Origin of the sequence: Halorubrum sp. ASP1 (genome assembly GCF_005435135.1) — an archaeon.
GTDB classification, from domain to species: Archaea; Halobacteriota; Halobacteria; order Halobacteriales; family Haloferacaceae; genus Halorubrum; species Halorubrum tropicale.
This window is the reverse complement of record NZ_SGUA01000005.1, coordinates 185,028-202,903: the sequence shown is the minus strand read 5'-3', so window position 1 is coordinate 202,903 and position 17,876 is coordinate 185,028. Positions and strand designations below refer to the sequence as shown.

The following is a 17,876-nucleotide window of genomic DNA, read 5'->3' as shown; positions in this document are numbered from 1 at the left end:
CGGACCGCACATAAACGACAGCGACGGTCCCCCGCCGGCTCAGGTGTCGACCGCGATCGCGGTCCCGTCGTCGGTGACCACGATCACTTCGTCGCCGCCGTCGCCCGTCACGTCGGCGAACAGGGGCCCGCCGTAGACGACGACATCGGCGGGGCCGCCCCGGGCGAGCACCTCGCCCTGCTGGGTCATCGCGAGCACCTCGCCGGCGCGGTTGACCACGACCGGCGCGCGCTCGCCGTTCCCGTCGACGTCGCCCATCCGCGGCTCGTTGATCCGGGTCGAGGCGCCGTACTGCTGTTTCCAGACCACTTCGCCGTCGAGGAGGTCGACGGCCCAGACGCTCCCGGAGCCGCCGACGTACACCCGACCGGGGTCGGCGTCCCCCACGGCGATCGGGCGGTCCTGGAGCTTCACCTCGTACCGGTCGGAGCCGTCGCTCGTCTCGACGGTCTCGATGTTCCCGTTCGCGCCGCCGAGCGCCAGCACCGGTCCGTCGCGACTGTCCGCCGCGTTCCAACTCAGCGGGTTCACGCTCGGCTCGGTCGTCCAGCGCGTCCCGCCGCTCGCGTCGAGCATGTGGACCGTCGCGGGGTCGCCGGCTGTCGTCAGCACCGCCAGCCCGCCCCGCTCGCCGGCCTCGGCGTCGGGCTCGGCGACGAGCGGTCGCCGGGTCACCTCGCCCGACAGCGAGGCCTCCGCGACCGCGTCGCCCTCGCCGTCGACGACGAGAACGCCCCCGTCGGCCGTGACCGCGGCCACCTCCGCGCTTCCGTCGCCGGTGAGGTCGCCGATGGCGGGGCGGATCCCCGATGGGCCGCCGAGGTCGACCGCGAACCGCCTCGCCCCGTCGGCCGCGTCGACGACGACGAGCCCGCCTGACGCCGTGGTGAGCGCGACGACCGGGTCGCCGCCGAGGGTGCCCGTCGCGAGGCCGCTGACGCCGACGGGACCGTCGCCGGAGCCGTCCCCGTCGTCGCCGCCGCCGCGCTCGGCGTCCGGCCCGGCTATCGGCACCGTCCACGGGGTCTCATCGGTCCCGACGATCGTCGCGCGGACGACCCGCGACCCGTTCTCGACCGCGGGCCGGAGGAGGAGCGGGTCGCCGTCGACGGTCGCGACCACGGCGCCGCTGCCGTCGTCGCCGGCCGCCGGTTCCGACTCCCACACGACCGTCGTCCCCGTGGTGGCGTCGTCGACGCCGACGAACGCGAACAGCGCCACGCCCACGCCGGTCGCCCCGCCGGCAAGCAGGATCAGCGTCGCGAACAGGACGCGTCGGTCCATTTGAACCCCATTCGGGCGTCGCCGTGAAACGGTTGTCGGATGCGGCCCCCCGGCCCGCGTCGCGGGGAGTACTGCCCGGATCCGGCCCTACCGTCCCAGCAGCGTCCCCACGTGGTCGGCGCGCTCCTCGCCGACGAGGTCGCGCAGCGCGGCGGGGTCGCGCTCGCCGTCGGCGTCGACGAGGTAGACGGCGCCGTCGCGGTCGCCGTACGCGCCGTGGAGGTCGTAGACGAAACCGTACACGGTCGCGTCCGCAGCCTCCTCCCGCCCGCGGGCGAACGCGACCTGCTCGTGGACGTTGTGCTCGACGAGGCGGTCGCGGAGCGAGGGGTCGGCGTCGTCGCCCCGGTACTCGCCCGCCGCGTCCCCGCCCGTCTCGTCGGTCGCCCCGCCGACGACCCGCGGATCGCTCAGCCCGTCCTCGACGATCGGCAGCAGCGCCTCGACGTCGGCGCGGACGCCCGGTTCGCTCGGGAACTCGCCTGTGCGGGCCGCCGTGAGCGCGGCGTCGACGGCGCCGCACCCGGTGTGGCCGACCACGACGAGCACCTCGGTGTGGGTGTGTCCGAGCGGATACGCCACGCTCCCGTCGAGGACCCGCTCGCCGTCGACGACGGCGCTGACGCTGTTGCCGATGGTGCCGGACGCGAAGAGGTACCCCGGTTCGTCGACGGCGAACATCCCCTCCTGCGAGACGCGCGAGTCGGAACAGCAGACGGAGACCACGCCCGGCCGCTGTTCGTCGCGGTGCCGGTTGAAGGAGCCGGGCGGCAGCGCAGCGACGTGGTCGTCGTTTCGGTCGAGGAGGTCGGCGAGTATCCGGCCGTCCATACCGTCCCGACCGCCCGCGGGAACAAAAAACGCCGTGCGGGGGCCTCGCCGAAGCGGACCGCGCTCGCCGCGCGGGCGGCCGCCCTCAGGCGACGAGTCCGACGAGGGAGACCGCGATTCCGACGACGAACACCGCGAGGAGCGCGACCGTCGCGATCACGACCGCCGGGGCGAGGGCCTCCTCGTTCTCGTCGAGGACGATGTCTTCGAGGTTCTGCATGTTCGCCCCCTCGTCGCCGCGGGGTTTGAACGCTTCGACCGAGCCGCCGGACCGCGCGGCGTCGCCTCCGCCGACGTGTTTTAGTGCGTCCGGCGTGGCGGATACGCCAACACGATGCCACGCGAAGAGTACCAGACGAAGTTAGAGGGGCTCCGCGACGACGTACTCTACATGAGCGAAGTGGTCGCCGAGCGCCTCCGCAAGGCGCTCGACGCCCTCGAACAGCAGGACGAGGAGTTAGGCGAGGAAGTGATCGCCGGCGACGCCGAGATCAACGACCGCTACCTGGAGTTGGAGGGGCGGTGTACGGACCTCATCGCGTTACAGCAGCCGGTCGCGGGCGACCTGCGGTTCATCGCCGCCTCGTTCAAGATCATCACGGACCTCGAACGGATCGCGGACCTCGCGACGAACCTCGGGGAGTACGCGAAGCGGGCGGACCGCGAGGCGTTCCCCGACGTCGACGTTCAGCGCATCGGCGACGACACGCTGGCGATGCTGGAGGAGGCGATGGACGCCTACGCGGAGTCGGACCCCGAGCGCTGTTACGCGGTCGCCGAGGCGGACGACGACCTCGACGCCGCCTGCGAGGCCGCGAGCGACCTCGTCGTCCGCGACCTCATCGAGCGCGACGAACTCCGCGAGGAGGAGGACGTGGAGGCGACGATGCGGAACGTCTCGCGGCTCCTGCTCACGATCCGCGACCTCGAACGCGTCGGCGACCACGCGGTCAACATCGCGGCCCGGTCGCTGTACATGATCGAGAACGACGACGCACTGCTGTACTGACCGGCGCCCGGGCCCCTCCGATCTTCCGCCGCGTCGACGGTCCGGCCGCTGTCTCCGTCACCGGCCCGGTACAGTCCGCGCCGCCGGCTCGGAACCTGTCACCGAGCCTGACGCTGCCCCCCTGTTATATCCGTCAGACCGGCGATGTCCGACGCATGGTTCTCGGAGCAATCGTCTCGTTCGTCGTCGCGCTGCTGGTCGGCGGCCTGGGCATCTACGTCAGCGGTCGGATCGTCGCGGGCGTCGACGACTACTCGCACGCCGTGGTCACGGCGCTGCTCGGCGCCCTCGCCTGGGCGCTCGGATCGCTGATCCCGCTGATCGGTCCGGTCGTCGCGCTGGTCGCGTGGGTGTGGGTGATCAACTGGCGGTACCCCGGCGGCTGGAGGGACGCGGCGGTCATGGGACTCGTCGCGTGGGCCGCCGCCCTGGTCGTCATCGCCGTGCTGAACGGCGTTCTCGGGCTCGGTATCAGCGCGTTCGGGGTGCCCGGCGTCTGAACAGGCTCTCCCCTTGCGAACGCCGACCCCGGTTCGGGAGGGGCGACCCGGCGTTCAGGTGACGATTTCGATGCGGGAGCCCCCCGCGGCCCCCTCGTCGATGCGTACGTCCCAGCCGTGCGCGTCGACGATGCGCTCGACGATGGCGAGGCCGAACCCGCTCCCGTCCTGTCCTCGTCGTGTGGCCCTTCTCGAAGACGCGCTCGCGCCCGCGCTGCGTCGGCCGGTGTTCGACGTAGGAGACGGTCTTCCGCGCCAGCAGCGGCGCCTGGTTCTCGACGGCGTTCTGGATCACGCAGTCGGCCGGCCTCGATGCTCTCGCTCGCGACCCGATGAGCCGGCGCGGTCCCGGACCGAACGCCGGCCGGAACGGCCGCTCCGGGATCCGCGGAACTCAGTCGGCGGCGGCGGGCGCCGTCAGGGCCTCGGCGCGCGTCAGACCGCGGCCCACCACGCCACGACGACCGCGACGCCGCCGAGGATCGAGCTCAGGACGGCGTGGCGGCGGAGCCGGTCCCGGAGCCGGTGACCGTCGGCGTCGTGGTCCGCGGCGTCGACCGGGCACGTCTCGCTCCCGGTGGTACACTCCGGCAGCAGATCGACGGCGACGTGAAGGAACACGCCGGCGGCGATGCCGAACAGGAGCCCGCGAAGCCCGCTCTCCGGCGAAACCCCGGCGATGCCGACCGGGAGAGCCACGATGCCGACCGCTGCCGCGGGCAACAGCAGGGCGACGACCGACTGCCCCCGCTCGGCGAGGCGACGGGCCGCGGCGTACCCGGCGGGCGCCTTGTGCGAGACGAGCGCGATACCGAGAACGGAGGTGAGCGAGGGCATCGCCGCGTAGATCGCGCCGATGATCGCACCGGCCGAGAGCGCGTGAACCGTCAGTTCAGCCGTCGTTCGATCGACGGGCAGCTCCCGATGTGTGAACAGGTGTCCGACCGTGTGGCCGGCGTACCCGCCGAGGAAACCGATCGCGATGCCGAGACTGCCGAGCCGGCCGTGCTGACCGAGTGCTTGGGGGATCAAGAAGAGCGCGGCGCTGGTCACCATCGCGCCGCTGGCCAGCCCGTACCCCCAGACCGGCTCCAAGGGGTTGCTGCTCCGCACCGCACGCGCTCCGAGCGGTGCGCCGACGGCCATCGCCGCGAACGCGGTCCAAGAGACCGCCACGAGCTTCCAGTTAACACCGTCGACTATCGCTGCCACCGACAGGAGTATGAGCGCCATTAGTCCCGTCGCTCCGACGGCTCGTTCCCGGACGGCCGTCGATCGATCCGTCGCAACTCGGGAGTGATGGTCTCCGGTCACTATTGTGCGGTAATAACTAAATTACCTGAATTAATAAAACTTCGGGGCACGTGTCTAAACCGGACGCGGACCCGCACCTACGGACCGCGGAACAGCCGCGATGACGGTTTGAACGGGGTTACACGGCGGATTACACCCAGAGGTAATCGGCGACGCACCCTCGCCGAGCGGGCCGTGATCTCAGTCGTCCGCCACGGCGGGGGCCGTGCTCGGTTCCGCGTCCGCTCCGGCCTCCTCGGGAGTCGGTTCCCACGTCAGGTCACCTTCGTACTCGAAGGCGCGGTGGTCCCGCGTCGGGTCGACGACCGTCAGCGACAGCCAGCCGTTGTCCAAGAGCCCCGCCACCGACTCGTTGTCGGCCAGGATCTCGGTGACGCGGTTGACCGGCGCGTGGACGACCGTCGAGAGCCGGAGGGGCAGGTGGTACGGCTCGTCGTCGGCGGCCATGACCGACTGGAGCGGGAGGCCGGTCATCAGGTCGCCCCCGTTGCCCTGGTAGACCCCGACGTTCCCGACGGGATTGTGCGTCACCTTCGACCCGCTGCCGTACGCCGCGTTGTCGACCGTCGAGAAGTAGTACTGCGCGTTGATCCACTGGGTGACGACCATCGGTCCGGCGAGGATCGCTTCGAGCGCGTCGCCGTCCGGGTCGGTCGCCCAGTCGTACGAGTGGAGGAAGGCGCGCCCGTCGAGGTCGAGGCCGTCCGTCAGATCGCGGGGTCCGACGACGAAGCCGGCGTTGCCGGCCAGCCCCCACTCGGGGCGTGTCTCGGCCCAGTCGCCGGCGCGGCGCTCGGTCTCGCGGACGCCCGCTCCCGCGGCGGCCCCGCCGGTGCGCTCGTCGGCGGCGCGCTCGCGGGCGGCGTCGAGGTCCGCGCGCAGCCGTTCGAGCTCGGCGGCGTGCGAGTCGGGCACGTCGCGGTCGTACAGCGTCACCTCGTCGGTCGTCGTGTTGTGTTCGGCGGCGAGGAAGACGGTGTCGTCGGGCACGTCGATCCCGCGCTCGCGCAGTCCGTCCCTGACCTCGGGGTCGTTACAGATCGCGGCGAGCACGCGGGCGCTCGGCCCGCCCGGGTTGCCGGCGCAGGCGCCGCAGTCGAGGCTGGAGTCGTAGGGGTTGTTCGCCGTCTCGGCCGCGTGGCCCGTGAAGACGACCAGGCGGCCGAACGACTCCCACCCCATCAGCTCGAACGCGGTCGCGGCGTACTCGACCCGCTCGTCGCGGGACAGCCCCGTCGGAAGCCCCTCGGCGTCGGCGTCGTGTCCGTGGACGCCCGGGTCGCAGAACTCGTGGTCGCCCGGAATCGCGCCGTCGGCGCCGCCGAGCAGGTCGCGTACCCGACCGGGGACGAGCGTGCGCGCGGCGAGCGCGAGCCCGTACCCGCTCCCGGCGCCCTCAACGAAGCTGAACGCGGTGGCGGGGTTCGACCGCAGCGTCTCGACCACCTCGCCGGCGGCCTCCGCGAGGCCGCCCCAGCGGTCGCGGCTCCTGCGCGCGGCGCCGTCCGTCGGGACCTCCTCGACGCGGTGCTGCGGGTCGAGGATCGGCGGACAGGCGTCGACGGACACGTCGGCGCCGTAGCCGCTGTACTCCATCGGGACGCCGAAGAAGCCGGCGTACCCGTGCGTCTCGTAGTCGCCGGTCGCCTCGACGTGCCGGCGGATCACCTCCGAGCGCGTGTCGATACAGAAGACCAGCTGGGCGTCCGGGCGACCCGACGCGCCGCCGTCGGCGCGCGCGCCGCGCTCCTCCCCGCGGGCCTCGCTCTCGGCGGCGACGCGCTCGACGAGCCCGTCGCGGTACGTCGCCTCCCACGCGCTCAGGAACGCGTCGGCGATCTCGTCGCTCGGCTCGACCGCCGGCCCGTCGGTCTCGGGCGGCGAGAGGTCGACCTCGAGGGAGTCCGCCAGCGCGAGCCGCGCCGCGAGGTACCCCGTCAGCGTGATCGGGTACGCGGACTGCCACGCGCCGCCGTCGTCGGCGCGCCGCTTGAGCAGGCCGGTCCACCCGGGGAGCGCGGCGAACTGCGCCTCGAAGACGGCCTCCCACCGCTCGCGGGGATACGGCGCCAGCGCGGCCTCGATCGCCTCGGTCGGCGATGCCGGCAGGTCGGCGACGAGCCCGTCGTCGGGAATTTCGTCGTCGTGGCGGGCCACCGAGCGGAACGCGTCGTAGAACCCCGCCTCGCGGTTCGGCATCGACCACTCGGCCTGCCCCTCGTCGAGGAACGCCGAGAGCCACTTCGTCAGCACGCGGTCGACGCGGTCGGCGCCCGCGTCCGAGCCGTCCGCCTCGCCGGCGCCGCTCGCCCCGTCCGCGTCCTCGGCCGCCGCCAGCCGCTCCAGCACGGCCTCCGGGTCCATCTCGTACCCCCGGTCGGTCAGCTCCCCGTCGAGGCGCTCCGGGTCGATCCGCCCCTCGTCGAGGGCCGCCCGGAACGTCTCCGCGCGCGGGTAGCCGCGGCCGCCGAGCAGGGTCGCCGCCCGGCTCACGGCCTCGTCGAACGGCAGGTCCTCGAAACCGGCGAGGGGGTTCGCGGTCACGAACGAGTGGACCGGCCAGACCGAGCCCACCGCGGTCGCGGCCGCGTCGATCTCCGCTTCGATGCCGTCGGCGTCGTCGGTACCGGTCTCAGTTGTCATTGTACTCCTCCGTGGCGGTCAGAACGGTGTTCGAGGCCGGTTGGCTCGCGTTCAGCAGTGCGACGTAGAGGCGCTCGCTCCGCTCGTGGACGCCGGTCTCGACCGCGACGTACGCCGCGAGGAAGGCGACGGCGACGACGGCGTGGACCGCGGTCAGCTCGGTCGGCGCGGAGACGAGCGGGAGCCCGGAGAGGACCCCCGAGACGGCCCGATACGCGAGCGCGTACACGCCGATGGCCGGGAGCGCGACGAGCGGGACCGCCGCGTAGCGGGCCGCCGTCGAGAGGGCGGTCTGCCGGACGGCGCTCCGGGCTGCGTGGAGCGTCGTGAGCGTCACGAACCCGGCGAGCAGCAGCCCGGTGTCGACGCTCGTCCCCTTCCCCGTCAGGAGCGCGAACGTCGCGCCGCCCGCGAGCCCCGTCAGCAGGACGACGACCGCGCCGACGACGCCCGTACCGCCGGCGTCGTGGCCGGTCGCTCCCGGGGCCGCGCGCTCGACCTCGTCGCCCGCGCTCAGGAAGTGGTACGCCTTGTAGAAGCCGTGGAGGATGAGGTGCGTGACGGCGGCGCCGAAGAAGCCGAGCCCGGCCTGGACGATCATGAAGCCCATCTGCCCGACCGTCGAGCAGCCCAGTTCGCCCTTCACGTCGGAGCGAACGGTCTTGAGCAGCTTCCCGCCGAGGGCGCTCGCGGCGCCGACGACCACGATAGTGAGCATCAGCCCGGTCTCGACGGTCACGACGGGCGCGAAGCGGAGCAGCAGGATCCCGCCCGCGTTGACGAACCCGGCGTGCATCAGCGCCGAGGCGGGCGTGGGGGCGGTCATCGAGGAGAGCAGCCAGCCGTGGAACGGGATCAGCGCCGACTGGATCATCGCCGCGAGGACGAGCGCGGCGCCGGCGACGAGCCACGCGGGCCCGCCGAGGGCGTCGGCGCTCGCGGCGACGCCGGATATGGTCGTCTCGCCCGTCGTCCGCCACAGCGCCGTCAGCGCGACGCCGAGCAGCGCGCTGCTGGCGAGGAAGTGACGCCGGGCGACGCTCGCGGCGGCGCGGGCCTGCGGCCAGCCGTCGACCGTGCCGACGAGCCGGGCCATCAGGAGCCCCATCGCCAGCCAGCAGGTCCAGAACAGCGCGACGTGGTCGGCCGCGACGAGCGCCATCACGGCGAGCGTGAACCCGAAGACGCCGAGGAAGAAGTCGGTCTCGTGGGCGCTCCCGGCCATGTAGCGGCGCGAGTAGCTGTGGACGATCCCGCTGAAGAACGTGACCACCACCCACATCAGGACGGTCAGCCCGTCGACGGCGACCGCGCCGGGGACCTCCCACGGTCCGCCGAGTCGGAGTCGGGCGACGAGGACGGCGACGCTCGCGGCGAACAGCGTCCACGCGAGCCGTGTTAGTGCGACGGGAACGGGCGACGCGTTCGCCGTCTCCCGGAGCGCTCCGACCGTCCGTTTCGAGGTGCGTCCTGACATCGTTCGAGCCGTCACGCGACCGCCGCCGGAGTCCGGACCGCGTCCGAATCCGAATTCGGTCGCATCTACCTGCTTCAGAGAACGTAACGTCTATTAAAATTGTCTGTATTCACAATTCGTTCGCAGATCCCAAATTAAAGAACATTATGTTTATTGACTCGCGACCGCACAACGGACGAGCCCGGCCTTCGGCCGCGCTCGACTTTCGCCCGCCCGGCGTCGCCACTCAGGAAACCATAACGTCCCCCGGTCCGGAGGGGCGGTATGGAAGAACTCTCGGGGACCGTCCTCGCCGGCGAGTCGTTCGAGCCGGTGCGGGGGCGGGTCGTCGTCGAGGACGGGCGGATTGCGGCGGTCGAGGAGACGGCCACGGAGTCGACTGACGTCGTGCTGCCGGCGTTCGTCAACGCGCACACCCACCTCGGGGACTCCGTCGCGAAGGAGGCGGCCGTCGGCCTCTCGCTCCACGAGGCCGTGGCGCCGCCGGACAGCCTGAAACACCGCCGGCTGGCGGCCGCCGACCGCGACGAACTGGTGTCGGCGATGCGCCGCACTCTCCGATACATGCGCCGGACGGGCACCGTCTCCGCGCTGGACTTCCGCGAGTCGGGTCTTCCGGGCGCGCGCGCACTCCGCGAGGCGGCCGAAGACACGGGCGTCGACCCGTTCGTCTTCGGCAGCGGCGACCCGGCGGTGCTCGACGTGGCCGACGGCTACGGCGCCTCCGGCGCTAACGACGACGACTTCGCCGCCGAGCGCGCCGCCTGCGAGGAGCGCGGCGTCCCCTTCGCGATCCACGCCGGTGAGCCCGACGCGACCGACATCCACCCGGCGCTCGACCTGGACCCGGACCTGCTCGTCCACATGGTTCACGCCGAAGAGGAGCACCTCGAACGGGTCGCGGACCAGTCCGTTCCGGTCGCGGTCTGCCCGCGCGCGAACGCGGTCCTCGGCGTCGGGACGGCGCCGATGCGCGACCTGGTCGACCACGCGACCGTCGCGCTCGGCACGGACAACGTCATGCTGAACCAGCCGTCGATGTTCCGCGAGATGGCGACCGCCGCGAAGCGGTTCGACGTCACCGACCGGGAGGTGCTGCGGATGGCCACCGCCGCCGGCGCCGAGATCGCCGGACTCGACTGCGGCGTCGTCGAGCCCGGGCGGCGGGCGGCGCTGCTCGTCCTCGACGGCGACTCGGACAACATGTCCGGGACGGCCGACCCGGTCAGCGCGGTCGTTCGGCGCGCCACCGGGCTGGACGTGAAGCGGGTCGTCGGCTGACCGCCCCGGTCAGTCGCCCTCGTGCCGCTCCGCGTCGAACCGCCCGAATGGGGTCGTCTCGTGGGTCCGCACGAGCACCTCGTCGGCGACCGTGACGCCCATGTCGAGGAGCGCCTGCGCCACGGGCGTGATGTCGCTGTCCGACTCGCCGACCACCGTCACGAGCAGGTTCTGCTCGCCCGTCACGAGCTCCTGGACCGACACCACGCCGTCGATCTCCAGGATGTCGGGGATGAGCTCGCCGCGCTCCGGGATCGACGCGGTGCAGTAGAGCAGCATCCGGAGCGGGTACCCCGACCGCTGGTAGTCGACGCTGGCGCTGTACCCCTTGATCACGCCCTCCGACTCGAGCCGCTGGATGCGCTTGCGGACGGTGCTGTCCGAGGTGCCGGTCCGCTCCGCGATGTCCCCGGACGACGTGTTCCGGGCGTCGGCCTGGAGCGCGTAGAGGATCGCCCTGTCGACGTCGTCGATCGCGCCGTTGTCCATACCCCGTCGATAGGCGCGTGTCGCTTTATACGTTGGCGCGCGGCGTCCGGCGGCGCCTCGCTCGCGCCGATCCCGACGCCTACATACGGACTCCGCCAGTGGGTCGGGTATGGCGCCCTATACCGTGGACATCGACGTGCGGTTCCGCGACATCGACGCGCTGGGTCACGTCAACAACGCCGTCTACGCGACGTACGTCGAGCAGGCGCGGACGCGATACTTCCGCGACGTGCTCGACATCGACATCTCGCAGTCGTCGACCGTGCTGGCGTCGCTGTCGGTCGACTTCCGTCGCCCGATCGAGTTACCGGACGAAACCGTGACGGTCACCGTCGAACTGGCCGACTTGGGGCGGTCGAGCGCGACGATGACCCACGAGATCCGCGTCGGCGACGCGGTCGCCGCGGAGGCCGAGGCGACGGTCGTCGCGCTGGACCCGGAGACCGGAGAGCCGGCGCCGATCCCCGAGGAGCACCGGGCCGAGATGGAGTCGTACCACGACCTCTGAGGGGCTCGGGGGACCGGGTCCCGCCGGCCGATCCGCGCCGGACGCACACCTTCTTGACGCCGCGGACGGATCGATCGGTATGAGCGTTCGACTGTACGCCCTCGACGGGTGTCCCTGGTGCGAGACGGCGGCCGACGCCTTGGAGGAGGCTGGCGTCGACTACGAGACGGAGTGGGTGGAGGCGCTCCACTCGCGGCGGAACGAGGTCAGGCGCATCAGCGGCCAGCGCGGCGTCCCGGTCCTCGCCGACGAGGAGCGCGGCGTGACGATGGCCGAGAGCGCGAACATCGTCGAGTACGTCGAGAGGACCCTCGCATGAGCATCTACACCGGCCGCGGCGACGAGGGCGAGACCGACCTCCGGGACATGAGCCGGGTGTCGAAGTCGAGCCACCGCATCGAGGCGTACGGCTCCGTCGACGAGGCGAACGCCCTCCTCGGCACGGTCCGGCCGACGGGCCACGACGACGTCGACGACCTGCTGGAGACGGTCCAGAACCACCTCCACATCGTCCAGGCGGACCTCGCGAACCCCGACCCCGACCCGGACGACCCGCAGGTGGAAATCGATCACACCGCGGAGCTCGAGGACCGCATCGACGCGTTCGACGAGGAGCTGGAGCCGCTCCAGTCGTTCATCCTCCCGGGCGGCGGCGAGGCCGGGGCGGCGCTTCACCACGCGCGCGCCGTCGTGCGACGGGCCGAGCGCCGCGTCGTCGACCTCGCGCGCTCGGAGCCGATAAACGAGGCCGTCGTCACCTACCTCAACCGGCTCTCCGACCTCCTCTTCACCCTCGGGCGGGCGGTCAACGCGCGCGACGGCGAGCCCGAGGAGTCGCCCACGTACTGAGTCGTCCCGAGCGCGCGATTTTTCCCCGTTCCCCGCGAGGTGGTGGTATGACGCTCGACAGCTACGCGGCGGCGGTCGACGGGCTCGACCCGGGCCCCGGCGAGGTCGAGACGGCGGAGCTACTGGTGACCGACGACGTGCTCGTGAAGGCGTTCGTCCTCGGCCCCGACGCGGCGGTCGACCCGCACGAACACGCCGACGCCACGAACGTGTTCCACGTGCTGGAGGGGGAGCCGACCGTTGTCCGCGACGGCGAGGAGGCTGCGCTCGCGGCGCCCGCGGTGGTGCCGAACGAGCGGGGCGCGGTCCACGGCGCCCGCAACGACACCGACGAGCGAGTCGTGCTCACGGCCAGCATCGCACCCCTCCCCTGATGGACGGCGAAATCGATCCCGAGGCGCTGTCGGCGCTGCTGGCCGAGGGCGACGGCTCCCCCGACGAGTCGCTGCGTATCGTCGACATCCGCGATCGGCGCGCGTTCGACCGCGGCCACCTCCCCGACAGCGAGTGTATCCCCTTCCCGGAGCTGACGAGCCGGGTCGCGGAGCTGGAGGGGGCGGACCGGATCGTCACCGTCTGTCCCCACGGCGTCGCCAGCCAGCAGGCGGCCCGGCTCATCGGGAGCTACGAGGGCACGCAGGACGCGCGCGTCGAGAGCCTCCGCGGCGGCATCGAGGGGTGGCAGGAAGCGGTCGGCGAGCTGACCGAGTCGCCGGCGCCCGAGGGGGACGACGGCGCCGACGAAGGCCCAGCGTCGCCCTTCTGACGCGGCCCGACCGCCCCGGGACCGGGCTTCTCAGACCGCGCGAACCCGAACCCGCCAGAAGTCGCGGAACGCGTCGTCGAGCGCCGCCTCCGGCTTCCCGGTGGCGTCGGAGACGTCGGTGACGTCGGCGCGGTCGCGCACCCGCCCGAGGACGCTGCGCTCGCCGACGGCGATCACGCGGTCGAGGTCGTTCGCGTCGGCGACCTCGGAGAGCGCCTCGGTCGCCCGGTCGAGGTGGTCGTCTATCTGTCCCTCGCGGCGGCGCTCGAAGCGCCCCTGCGAGAACCCACCCTTCGAGTGGGCCTCCTTCACGTCGCTGGCGAACCCCTCGAAGGCGACCCGATCGGCGCCCTCGTAGGTGCCCACGGCGAAGGTGTCCGAGCGGACCAGCGCGAACGCGAACCGGCCGGTCGGGCGGAACCACGACTCGTTGAGCCGGAAGCGGTCGCTCCACCGGTCGAACGGGTCGGGCGCTATCGGCGGGGTCAGGGCGACGCTCACCGCGCCGGTGTCGTCGGCGAGGACCACGGCCGGAGCCGCGCGCCGGACGAGCGCCGCGCGCTCGCCGAACCAGTCCGCGACGGTCGCCGGGACGGAGTCGGCGTCGGGGACGAACGCGGTCAACAGCCCCTCGGGGTCGTCGCTCTCGACGGCGCGGAAGCGGTCGAGCGCGTCGGTCAGCTTCGGTCCGCGCAGGTCGCTCACGCGCCGGAACTCGACGGACGCCTCGGTCCCCTCCGCGCGCTCCAGCCGCTCCTCTAGCGACTCGATCCGGTGTTCGAGCTCGTTGACGCGCTCCTCGGCGCGCTGGCGGTCGGCGACGGCGTCGGACCGGCGCTCCTCTTCGGCCTCCGCGCGCCGTTCGAGGTGTCGCTTCTCCTCCTCTAACTCCTCGATGCGCTCCTTCAGCTCGGCGCGCCCGAGCAGCCTGTCGATCATACCGAATCGGCGACCCCCTGCGACCTAAAAGGTGTGTCTGCGGCGGCACCTATTCGTAACCGAACGACGCTGTGGCGCGTGCCTGCGAGCGGCCGCCCTCGGCGGCCGCGAGTCGCACGCGCGAGGGAGTCGCTGGCGGCGCCAGCCGCCAGCGACGAGGCTGGGGAGGTGTGAGGCGCGGTTGCGGTGCCGTGCGGGGCGGGACTCAAAGGGGCAGCCGGGAGGCGGTGTTCACGGCCGAGCTGCTGACGCTTATTTATAAGCGAGCGGTTGGAAATTTGGCGGTGTTCGCCGCTCTACCGTCAGCAGTCACTCATAGCTGAGCGGCCGAGGACTCGAGAACGTTCTCCACCCCTCTCTGACCGGCTAGTTATGAACAGCAGCTACGATCGACGGGAAATCCGGAGTCACTTCTCGCGTATCACGCGTTCACGAACGGCTCCCAGCCCTCCCAGCGCAGCAGCTTCTCGGCGCGGTCCGCGTCCGCCAACAGCACGTTCCGGCGGTCCGGGAGCGTCTCGTCGGCGAGCTCCCGGGGAATCGCGAGCGTCCCGCTCGGCACGTCGTCGTCGCCGGCGACCGGAATGTGGCCGCCGCCGACCTTCATGACGAGCGGGGCGTCGAGTCGCTCGACCCCCTCGCCGTCCGCGTACAGCTGCTCGTTGACGTGCTCGTGGTCCGCCCGCTGGATGACGGCGCGCTCGCCGCCGTGGGGTTCCACGTACAGTTCCCCCAGGTAGTAGCCGCTCGAGAATCGCTCGAACATACTATGCGTGCTACTCTCTGCCATGACGGGATATAAGCGTTTCCCGCGACTCGCGCGCGCTGAGATTCGGCGGTGGCGTCCGCTACGGAGCGAGCACGTCGCCGTCGTTCGCTCGGTAGTACGCGGCCAACGGCGTGCCGCGCCCGCGCTCGGCCTCGAACAGGTCGGCGAGCCACGCCACGGCGTCCGGGTCGTCGTTCGCGGCGTACCCGAGGAAGTTGCCCCTATCGCCGTGGATCGCGAGGTACGCCGTCGTCCGCCCCTCGACGGTGCTCAGGTACCACGCGAACGGGAGGTCGGTGGCGACGCTCACCTCCACCCCGGCCTCGACGATGGAGCGCGCCCGCTCCGGGCTCTCCGCGGCCAGGTACTCCGCGACCGACTCCGTCAGGACGTACGACAGCTCCAGCGACCCCTCGACGACGGTGCGGCGGTACAGCGTCGAAACGAACCGCTCGTCGTTGGCGGCGATCGATGCCCCCCGGAGCCGGTCGGCCGCCTCGACGACGCGCTGAAGCCGGGACAGCACCGTCGCCGGCGGCGTCCCGGCTATCGTCACCACCTCGGCGTCCGCGAAGAACCGGTGGTTCCGCGGCGACGACGGGAGCTCGTTGAGGACGCCGTTCGCGGTCTCGACGGCCTCCGCGACCGCGACCGCCTCGTCGACGGTGTCCAGGAGGATCCGGCCGGCGTACGTCGCCTCGTAGCCGTCCGCGCCGCGCTCGACGAGCCCGTCCGCTTCGAGGGCCCGGACCGCGCGGTTGACCGTCGACCTGGAGTGCTCGAACGCGTCGACGAGGTCCCGGATCCGCGCGGGGCCGTCTGCGAGGCGGACGAGGTACTGCCGACGACTGAAGGCGAGGTCGAGCACGAGTGAATTGTCGGACAGCCATCAGTAATACGTGTCGTTCGAGGAAGAGGTCTCGCCGCGTGCGGGCACCGGCGCGCGGCGCGGCGCCGCGCGCGCCGGGACGGCTACGAGTCGTCGCGCCGCGCGACCTCGTGGCGGCCGAACCCGTACCGGAGGCGGTTCGCGAGCCGCCGGGAGAACCGCCCCTCGTTCCGCGAGTCGAACCGCTCCGCGAGCGCCTGGTAGATGATCGGGACGGGCACCTCCTGTTCGAGCGCCTCCTCGACCGTCCACGTCCCCGTCGAGCCGCCGGCCACGTGGTCCGCCACGTCGCCGAGGTCGGAGCCCTCCTCGCGGAACGCCTCCTCGCAGAGCTCCAGCAGCCACGAGCGGATCACGGCGCCGTTGTTCCAGGTGCGGGCCACCGACTCCATGTCGAGGTCGTAGCGCCCGTCGGTGAGCAGTTCGAACCCCTCGCCGTACGCCTGCATCAGCGCGTACTCGACGCCGTTGTGGACCATCTTCACGTAGTGGCCCGAGCCGGACTCGCCCATGCGGTCGTGGCCGCCCGGGCCGGTGGCCACCGCGTCGAAGACCGGGACCATCGCCTCGTAGGCCCACTCCGGGCCGCCGACCATCAGGGAGAACCCGGCTTCCGCGCTCGCGGGACCGCCGGAGGTCCCGCAGTCGAGGTATGCGGCGTCCGTCGCCTCGGCGCGGCGGACCGACGCCTCGAAGTGGGAGTTCCCGCCGTCGACGACGACGTCGTCGCCGTCGAGGTGGGGCTCTACGTCCGCCAGGGTGGCGTCGACGGCGTCGCCCGCGGGCACCATCAGCCAGATCCGCTTGCCGTCGGCCTCGCCCGACCCGTCCAGCCGCTCGCAGAGGTCCGCGACCGAGTCGGCCGGCTCCGCGCCGTTCGCCGCCGCCTCGGCGGTCGCCTCCGCCGAGAGGTCGAACGCGACCACGTCGTGGCCCGCCTCCAGCGACCGGTTCGCGACGATCTGCCCCATCCGACCGAGTCCGATGACCCCGAGTTCCATGCGCGAGGGGTGGCGACCGCCCGCCGTAGTGGTTCCGGTTCGGCTCCTCGCCCGCCTGCCCGCCGCGGCGCTATTCGCCCGCCTCGGCCTCGCGCTCCCCGAGGTGCGCGCGGAGCGCGTCCACGTCCTTGTTGCCCGCGCCGGTGTTCAGCAGGACGACGGTGTCGTCGGGGCCGAACTCGCCGGACTCGGCGAGCGCGAACGCCCCGGAGACCGCGGCCGCGCAGGTGGCGCCGACCTCCAGCCCCTCGCTCCGCGCGACCTCGATCGCGGCGTCGAGGATCTCGCGGTCGGTCGTCGCCACCGCCCCGCCGTCGGACTCGCGGACCGCGTCGAGGATCAGGTGGCTCGCGCCCGGGTCGGGGATCGCGATCCCGTTACAGACCGTGTCGACCTCGTCGTCCGCGAGCGGCTCGTGGCGGTCCGCCCCCGACTCGTAGGCGCGGACGATCGGGGCACAGCCCGCGGCCTGCGCGGCGTACATCGGGACCAGCCCGTCGGTCCAGCCGAGGTCGCGCGCCTCGCGGGCCGCCTTGTGCATCCCCACCAGCCCGACGCCGCCGCCGGTCGGGTAGACGACTGCGTCGGGCGCCTCCCAGTCGAGCTGGGCCAACAGCTCCAGCGCCATTGTCTTCTTCCCCTCGTGGCGGTACGGCGTGACGAACGTCTTCGTCGAGTACCACTCGGGGTGCTCGTCCATCGCCTCGGCGTACGCCCGCCCCGCGTCGCCGATCTGCGAGTTGCCGTCGACGGGGTCGGTGACGGTGAGGTCCGCGCCGTGGACCTCCGTCATCGCCTTCTGGGTGAACCCCGCCCGGGAGGGGAGGAACACGTGCGCGTCGAGGTCCGCGCGGGCCGCGTACGCGGCGGCCGCCTGCCCCGCGTTGCCGGCGCTGTTCAGCGCGACCTCCGCCGCGCCGTGCTCGCGGGCCGCCGTCATCGCGGCCGCCTGCCCGCGGTCCTTGAACGTCCCCGTGGGGTTCGCGCCCTCGTCTTTCAGGAGGACGCGGCCGACCCCCATCGCGTCCGCCAGCGCCGGGCACTCGACGAGCGGCGTGGCGCCCTCGCCGAGCGACACCGCCGCCTCGGCCGGGAACGGGAGCAGTTCGTCGTAGCGCCACATCGACCCGTCCGGTCGGGCGTCGAGCGCCTCCGGCGTCAGGTCGATCCGGTCGTAGTCGTACTCGGGGTCGAGGATACCGTCGCAGTCGGGACAGCGGTGCGTCGCCGTCTCCGCGTCGAACGTCTCGCCGCAGTCGACGCAGGTCAGGCCGATGAACGCGTCTGTCGTCTTCATGCGCTGCGGCTCGCGTGCCGGGGACTTCGG

20 protein-coding genes and 1 pseudogene are annotated in these 17,876 nt (G+C 72.3%); 8 read left to right on the top strand and 13 right to left on the bottom strand.

Going from position 1 to position 17,876, the window contains the following annotated elements; all coding sequences use genetic code 11:
• Positions 1 to 39 precede the first annotated feature (39 nt).
• From EXE48_RS09705 to EXE48_RS19265, 3 genes are all read right to left on the bottom strand, one after another.
• Positions 40 to 1,284, bottom strand: a complete 1,245-nt coding sequence (locus EXE48_RS09705) for an outer membrane protein assembly factor BamB family protein (protein ID WP_053771040.1) — start codon at positions 1,282 to 1,284, stop codon at positions 40 to 42.
• 87 nt (positions 1,285 to 1,371) lie between these two features.
• Positions 1,372 to 2,115, bottom strand: a complete 744-nt coding sequence (locus EXE48_RS09700) for a carbonic anhydrase (protein WP_137711311.1) — start codon at positions 2,113 to 2,115, stop codon at positions 1,372 to 1,374.
• A gap of 85 nt (positions 2,116 to 2,200) precedes the next feature.
• Positions 2,201 to 2,335 carry a hypothetical protein gene (locus tag EXE48_RS19265; RefSeq protein ID WP_255409701.1) on the bottom strand — a complete coding sequence of 45 codons (135 nt, stop codon included), beginning with the start codon at positions 2,333 to 2,335 and terminating at the stop codon, positions 2,201 to 2,203.
• 114 nt (positions 2,336 to 2,449) lie between these two features.
• Between EXE48_RS19265 and phoU the strand changes: the two genes are divergently transcribed.
• Positions 2,450 to 3,124 carry a phosphate signaling complex protein PhoU gene (phoU, locus tag EXE48_RS09695; protein WP_137711310.1) on the top strand — a complete coding sequence of 225 codons (675 nt, stop codon included), beginning with the start codon at positions 2,450 to 2,452 and terminating at the stop codon, positions 3,122 to 3,124.
• 155 nt (positions 3,125 to 3,279) lie between these two features.
• Positions 3,280 to 3,624: a hypothetical protein gene (locus EXE48_RS09690; protein ID WP_121599722.1), complete on the top strand. Its 345-nt coding sequence runs from the start codon at positions 3,280 to 3,282 to the stop codon at positions 3,622 to 3,624.
• Between the two features lie 54 nt (positions 3,625 to 3,678).
• Here the strand turns inward: EXE48_RS09690 and EXE48_RS19060 are convergent, their stop codons facing one another.
• The 4 genes from EXE48_RS19060 to EXE48_RS09670 all read right to left on the bottom strand — a co-directional run bounded on the left by EXE48_RS19060 (position 3,679) and on the right by EXE48_RS09670 (position 9,058).
• A complete protein-coding gene (locus tag EXE48_RS19060) occupies positions 3,679 to 3,768 on the bottom strand; it encodes a hypothetical protein (RefSeq protein WP_137704543.1) in 90 nt (29 codons plus the stop codon).
• Positions 3,769 to 4,059: 291 nt separating this feature from the next.
• A complete protein-coding gene (locus EXE48_RS09680) occupies positions 4,060 to 4,857 on the bottom strand; it encodes a ZIP family metal transporter (RefSeq protein WP_137704496.1) in 798 nt (265 codons plus the stop codon).
• Between the two features lie 261 nt (positions 4,858 to 5,118).
• Positions 5,119 to 7,581: a DUF2309 domain-containing protein gene (locus EXE48_RS09675; RefSeq protein ID WP_137711309.1), complete on the bottom strand. Its 2,463-nt coding sequence runs from the start codon at positions 7,579 to 7,581 to the stop codon at positions 5,119 to 5,121.
• Positions 7,571 to 9,058 (bottom strand): proton-conducting transporter transmembrane domain-containing protein, encoded by a 1,488-nt coding sequence (locus EXE48_RS09670; protein WP_137711308.1) that lies wholly within the window; start codon positions 9,056 to 9,058, stop codon positions 7,571 to 7,573. The genes EXE48_RS09675 and EXE48_RS09670 overlap by 11 nt, the downstream gene beginning before the upstream one ends.
• A 264-nt stretch (positions 9,059 to 9,322) precedes the next feature.
• Here EXE48_RS09670 and EXE48_RS09665 point away from each other — a divergent pair, with 264 nt between their 5' ends.
• Positions 9,323 to 10,339 carry an amidohydrolase family protein gene (locus EXE48_RS09665; protein WP_053771047.1) on the top strand — a complete coding sequence of 339 codons (1,017 nt, stop codon included), beginning with the start codon at positions 9,323 to 9,325 and terminating at the stop codon, positions 10,337 to 10,339.
• Positions 10,340 to 10,348: 9 nt separating this feature from the next.
• Here EXE48_RS09665 and EXE48_RS09660 read toward each other — a convergent pair whose 3' ends face one another.
• On the bottom strand, positions 10,349 to 10,828 hold the full coding sequence (locus tag EXE48_RS09660) for an Lrp/AsnC family transcriptional regulator (protein ID WP_053771048.1): 480 nt from the start codon (positions 10,826 to 10,828) through the stop codon (positions 10,349 to 10,351).
• A gap of 109 nt (positions 10,829 to 10,937) precedes the next feature.
• On the opposite strand from EXE48_RS09660, the gene EXE48_RS09655 reads away from it, so the two are divergent.
• The 5 genes from EXE48_RS09655 (at position 10,938) to EXE48_RS09635 (ending at position 12,951) form a co-directional block, all read left to right on the top strand.
• Entirely contained in the window at positions 10,938 to 11,336 is a 399-nt protein-coding gene (locus tag EXE48_RS09655) for an acyl-CoA thioesterase (protein WP_121599718.1), read from the top strand.
• Between the two features lie 79 nt (positions 11,337 to 11,415).
• Entirely contained in the window at positions 11,416 to 11,655 is a 240-nt protein-coding gene (locus EXE48_RS09650) for a glutaredoxin family protein (RefSeq protein WP_137711307.1), read from the top strand.
• Positions 11,652 to 12,185, top strand: a complete 534-nt coding sequence (locus EXE48_RS09645) for a cob(I)yrinic acid a,c-diamide adenosyltransferase (RefSeq protein WP_137711306.1) — start codon at positions 11,652 to 11,654, stop codon at positions 12,183 to 12,185. The genes EXE48_RS09650 and EXE48_RS09645 overlap by 4 nt, the downstream gene beginning before the upstream one ends.
• A gap of 47 nt (positions 12,186 to 12,232) precedes the next feature.
• Positions 12,233 to 12,559: a cupin domain-containing protein gene (locus tag EXE48_RS09640; protein ID WP_121599715.1), complete on the top strand. Its 327-nt coding sequence runs from the start codon at positions 12,233 to 12,235 to the stop codon at positions 12,557 to 12,559.
• Positions 12,559 to 12,951, top strand: coding sequence for a rhodanese-like domain-containing protein (locus EXE48_RS09635; protein ID WP_137711305.1), 393 nt, complete (start codon positions 12,559 to 12,561; stop codon positions 12,949 to 12,951). Before EXE48_RS09640 ends, EXE48_RS09635 begins: the two co-directional genes overlap by 1 nt.
• A 30-nt stretch (positions 12,952 to 12,981) precedes the next feature.
• Here EXE48_RS09635 and EXE48_RS09630 read toward each other — a convergent pair whose 3' ends face one another.
• From EXE48_RS09630 to EXE48_RS09610, 5 genes and pseudogenes are all read right to left on the bottom strand, one after another.
• Complete coding sequence (locus EXE48_RS09630) at positions 12,982 to 13,890, bottom strand: Vms1/Ankzf1 family peptidyl-tRNA hydrolase (RefSeq protein WP_137711304.1); 909 nt, start codon at positions 13,888 to 13,890, stop codon at positions 12,982 to 12,984.
• A 421-nt stretch (positions 13,891 to 14,311) separates the two neighbouring features.
• Positions 14,312 to 14,656 (bottom strand): DUF5802 family protein, encoded by a 345-nt coding sequence (locus EXE48_RS09625; protein ID WP_053771055.1) that lies wholly within the window; start codon positions 14,654 to 14,656, stop codon positions 14,312 to 14,314.
• Positions 14,657 to 14,738: 82 nt separating this feature from the next.
• Positions 14,739 to 15,527, bottom strand: a complete 789-nt coding sequence (locus tag EXE48_RS09620) for a helix-turn-helix transcriptional regulator (RefSeq protein WP_137704492.1) — start codon at positions 15,525 to 15,527, stop codon at positions 14,739 to 14,741.
• Between the two features lie 104 nt (positions 15,528 to 15,631).
• Positions 15,632 to 16,576 (bottom strand): annotated as a pseudogene (locus EXE48_RS09615) (NADP-dependent phosphogluconate dehydrogenase); the annotation flags it as partial.
• Between the two features lie 43 nt (positions 16,577 to 16,619).
• Entirely contained in the window at positions 16,620 to 17,846 is a 1,227-nt protein-coding gene (locus EXE48_RS09610; RefSeq protein ID WP_137711303.1) for a threonine synthase, read from the bottom strand.
• Between the last annotated feature and the right edge of the window lie 30 nt (positions 17,847 to 17,876).

What these genes read in the sequence shown, in the direction of transcription:
- EXE48_RS09705 (WP_053771040.1), bottom strand. Translation starts at nt 1,284, where the DNA reads ATGGACCGACGCGTCCTGTTCGCGACGCTGATCCTGCTTGCCGGCGGG.
- EXE48_RS09700 (WP_137711311.1), bottom strand. Translation starts at nt 2,115, where the DNA reads ATGGACGGCCGGATACTCGCCGACCTCCTCGACCGAAACGACGACCAC.
- EXE48_RS19265 (WP_255409701.1), bottom strand. Translation starts at nt 2,335, where the DNA reads ATGCAGAACCTCGAAGACATCGTCCTCGACGAGAACGAGGAGGCCCTC.
- phoU (WP_137711310.1), top strand. Translation starts at nt 2,450, where the DNA reads ATGCCACGCGAAGAGTACCAGACGAAGTTAGAGGGGCTCCGCGACGAC.
- EXE48_RS09690 (WP_121599722.1), top strand. Translation starts at nt 3,280, where the DNA reads ATGGTTCTCGGAGCAATCGTCTCGTTCGTCGTCGCGCTGCTGGTCGGC.
- EXE48_RS09680 (WP_137704496.1), bottom strand. Translation starts at nt 4,857, where the DNA reads ATGGCGCTCATACTCCTGTCGGTGGCAGCGATAGTCGACGGTGTTAAC.
- EXE48_RS09675 (WP_137711309.1), bottom strand. Translation starts at nt 7,581, where the DNA reads ATGACAACTGAGACCGGTACCGACGACGCCGACGGCATCGAAGCGGAG.
- EXE48_RS09670 (WP_137711308.1), bottom strand. Translation starts at nt 9,058, where the DNA reads ATGTCAGGACGCACCTCGAAACGGACGGTCGGAGCGCTCCGGGAGACG.
- EXE48_RS09665 (WP_053771047.1), top strand. Translation starts at nt 9,323, where the DNA reads ATGGAAGAACTCTCGGGGACCGTCCTCGCCGGCGAGTCGTTCGAGCCG.
- EXE48_RS09660 (WP_053771048.1), bottom strand. Translation starts at nt 10,828, where the DNA reads ATGGACAACGGCGCGATCGACGACGTCGACAGGGCGATCCTCTACGCG.
- EXE48_RS09655 (WP_121599718.1), top strand. Translation starts at nt 10,938, where the DNA reads ATGGCGCCCTATACCGTGGACATCGACGTGCGGTTCCGCGACATCGAC.
- EXE48_RS09650 (WP_137711307.1), top strand. Translation starts at nt 11,416, where the DNA reads ATGAGCGTTCGACTGTACGCCCTCGACGGGTGTCCCTGGTGCGAGACG.
- EXE48_RS09645 (WP_137711306.1), top strand. Translation starts at nt 11,652, where the DNA reads ATGAGCATCTACACCGGCCGCGGCGACGAGGGCGAGACCGACCTCCGG.
- EXE48_RS09640 (WP_121599715.1), top strand. Translation starts at nt 12,233, where the DNA reads ATGACGCTCGACAGCTACGCGGCGGCGGTCGACGGGCTCGACCCGGGC.
- EXE48_RS09635 (WP_137711305.1), top strand. Translation starts at nt 12,559, where the DNA reads ATGGACGGCGAAATCGATCCCGAGGCGCTGTCGGCGCTGCTGGCCGAG.
- EXE48_RS09630 (WP_137711304.1), bottom strand. Translation starts at nt 13,890, where the DNA reads ATGATCGACAGGCTGCTCGGGCGCGCCGAGCTGAAGGAGCGCATCGAG.
- EXE48_RS09625 (WP_053771055.1), bottom strand. Translation starts at nt 14,656, where the DNA reads ATGTTCGAGCGATTCTCGAGCGGCTACTACCTGGGGGAACTGTACGTG.
- EXE48_RS09610 (WP_137711303.1), bottom strand. Translation starts at nt 17,846, where the DNA reads ATGAAGACGACAGACGCGTTCATCGGCCTGACCTGCGTCGACTGCGGC.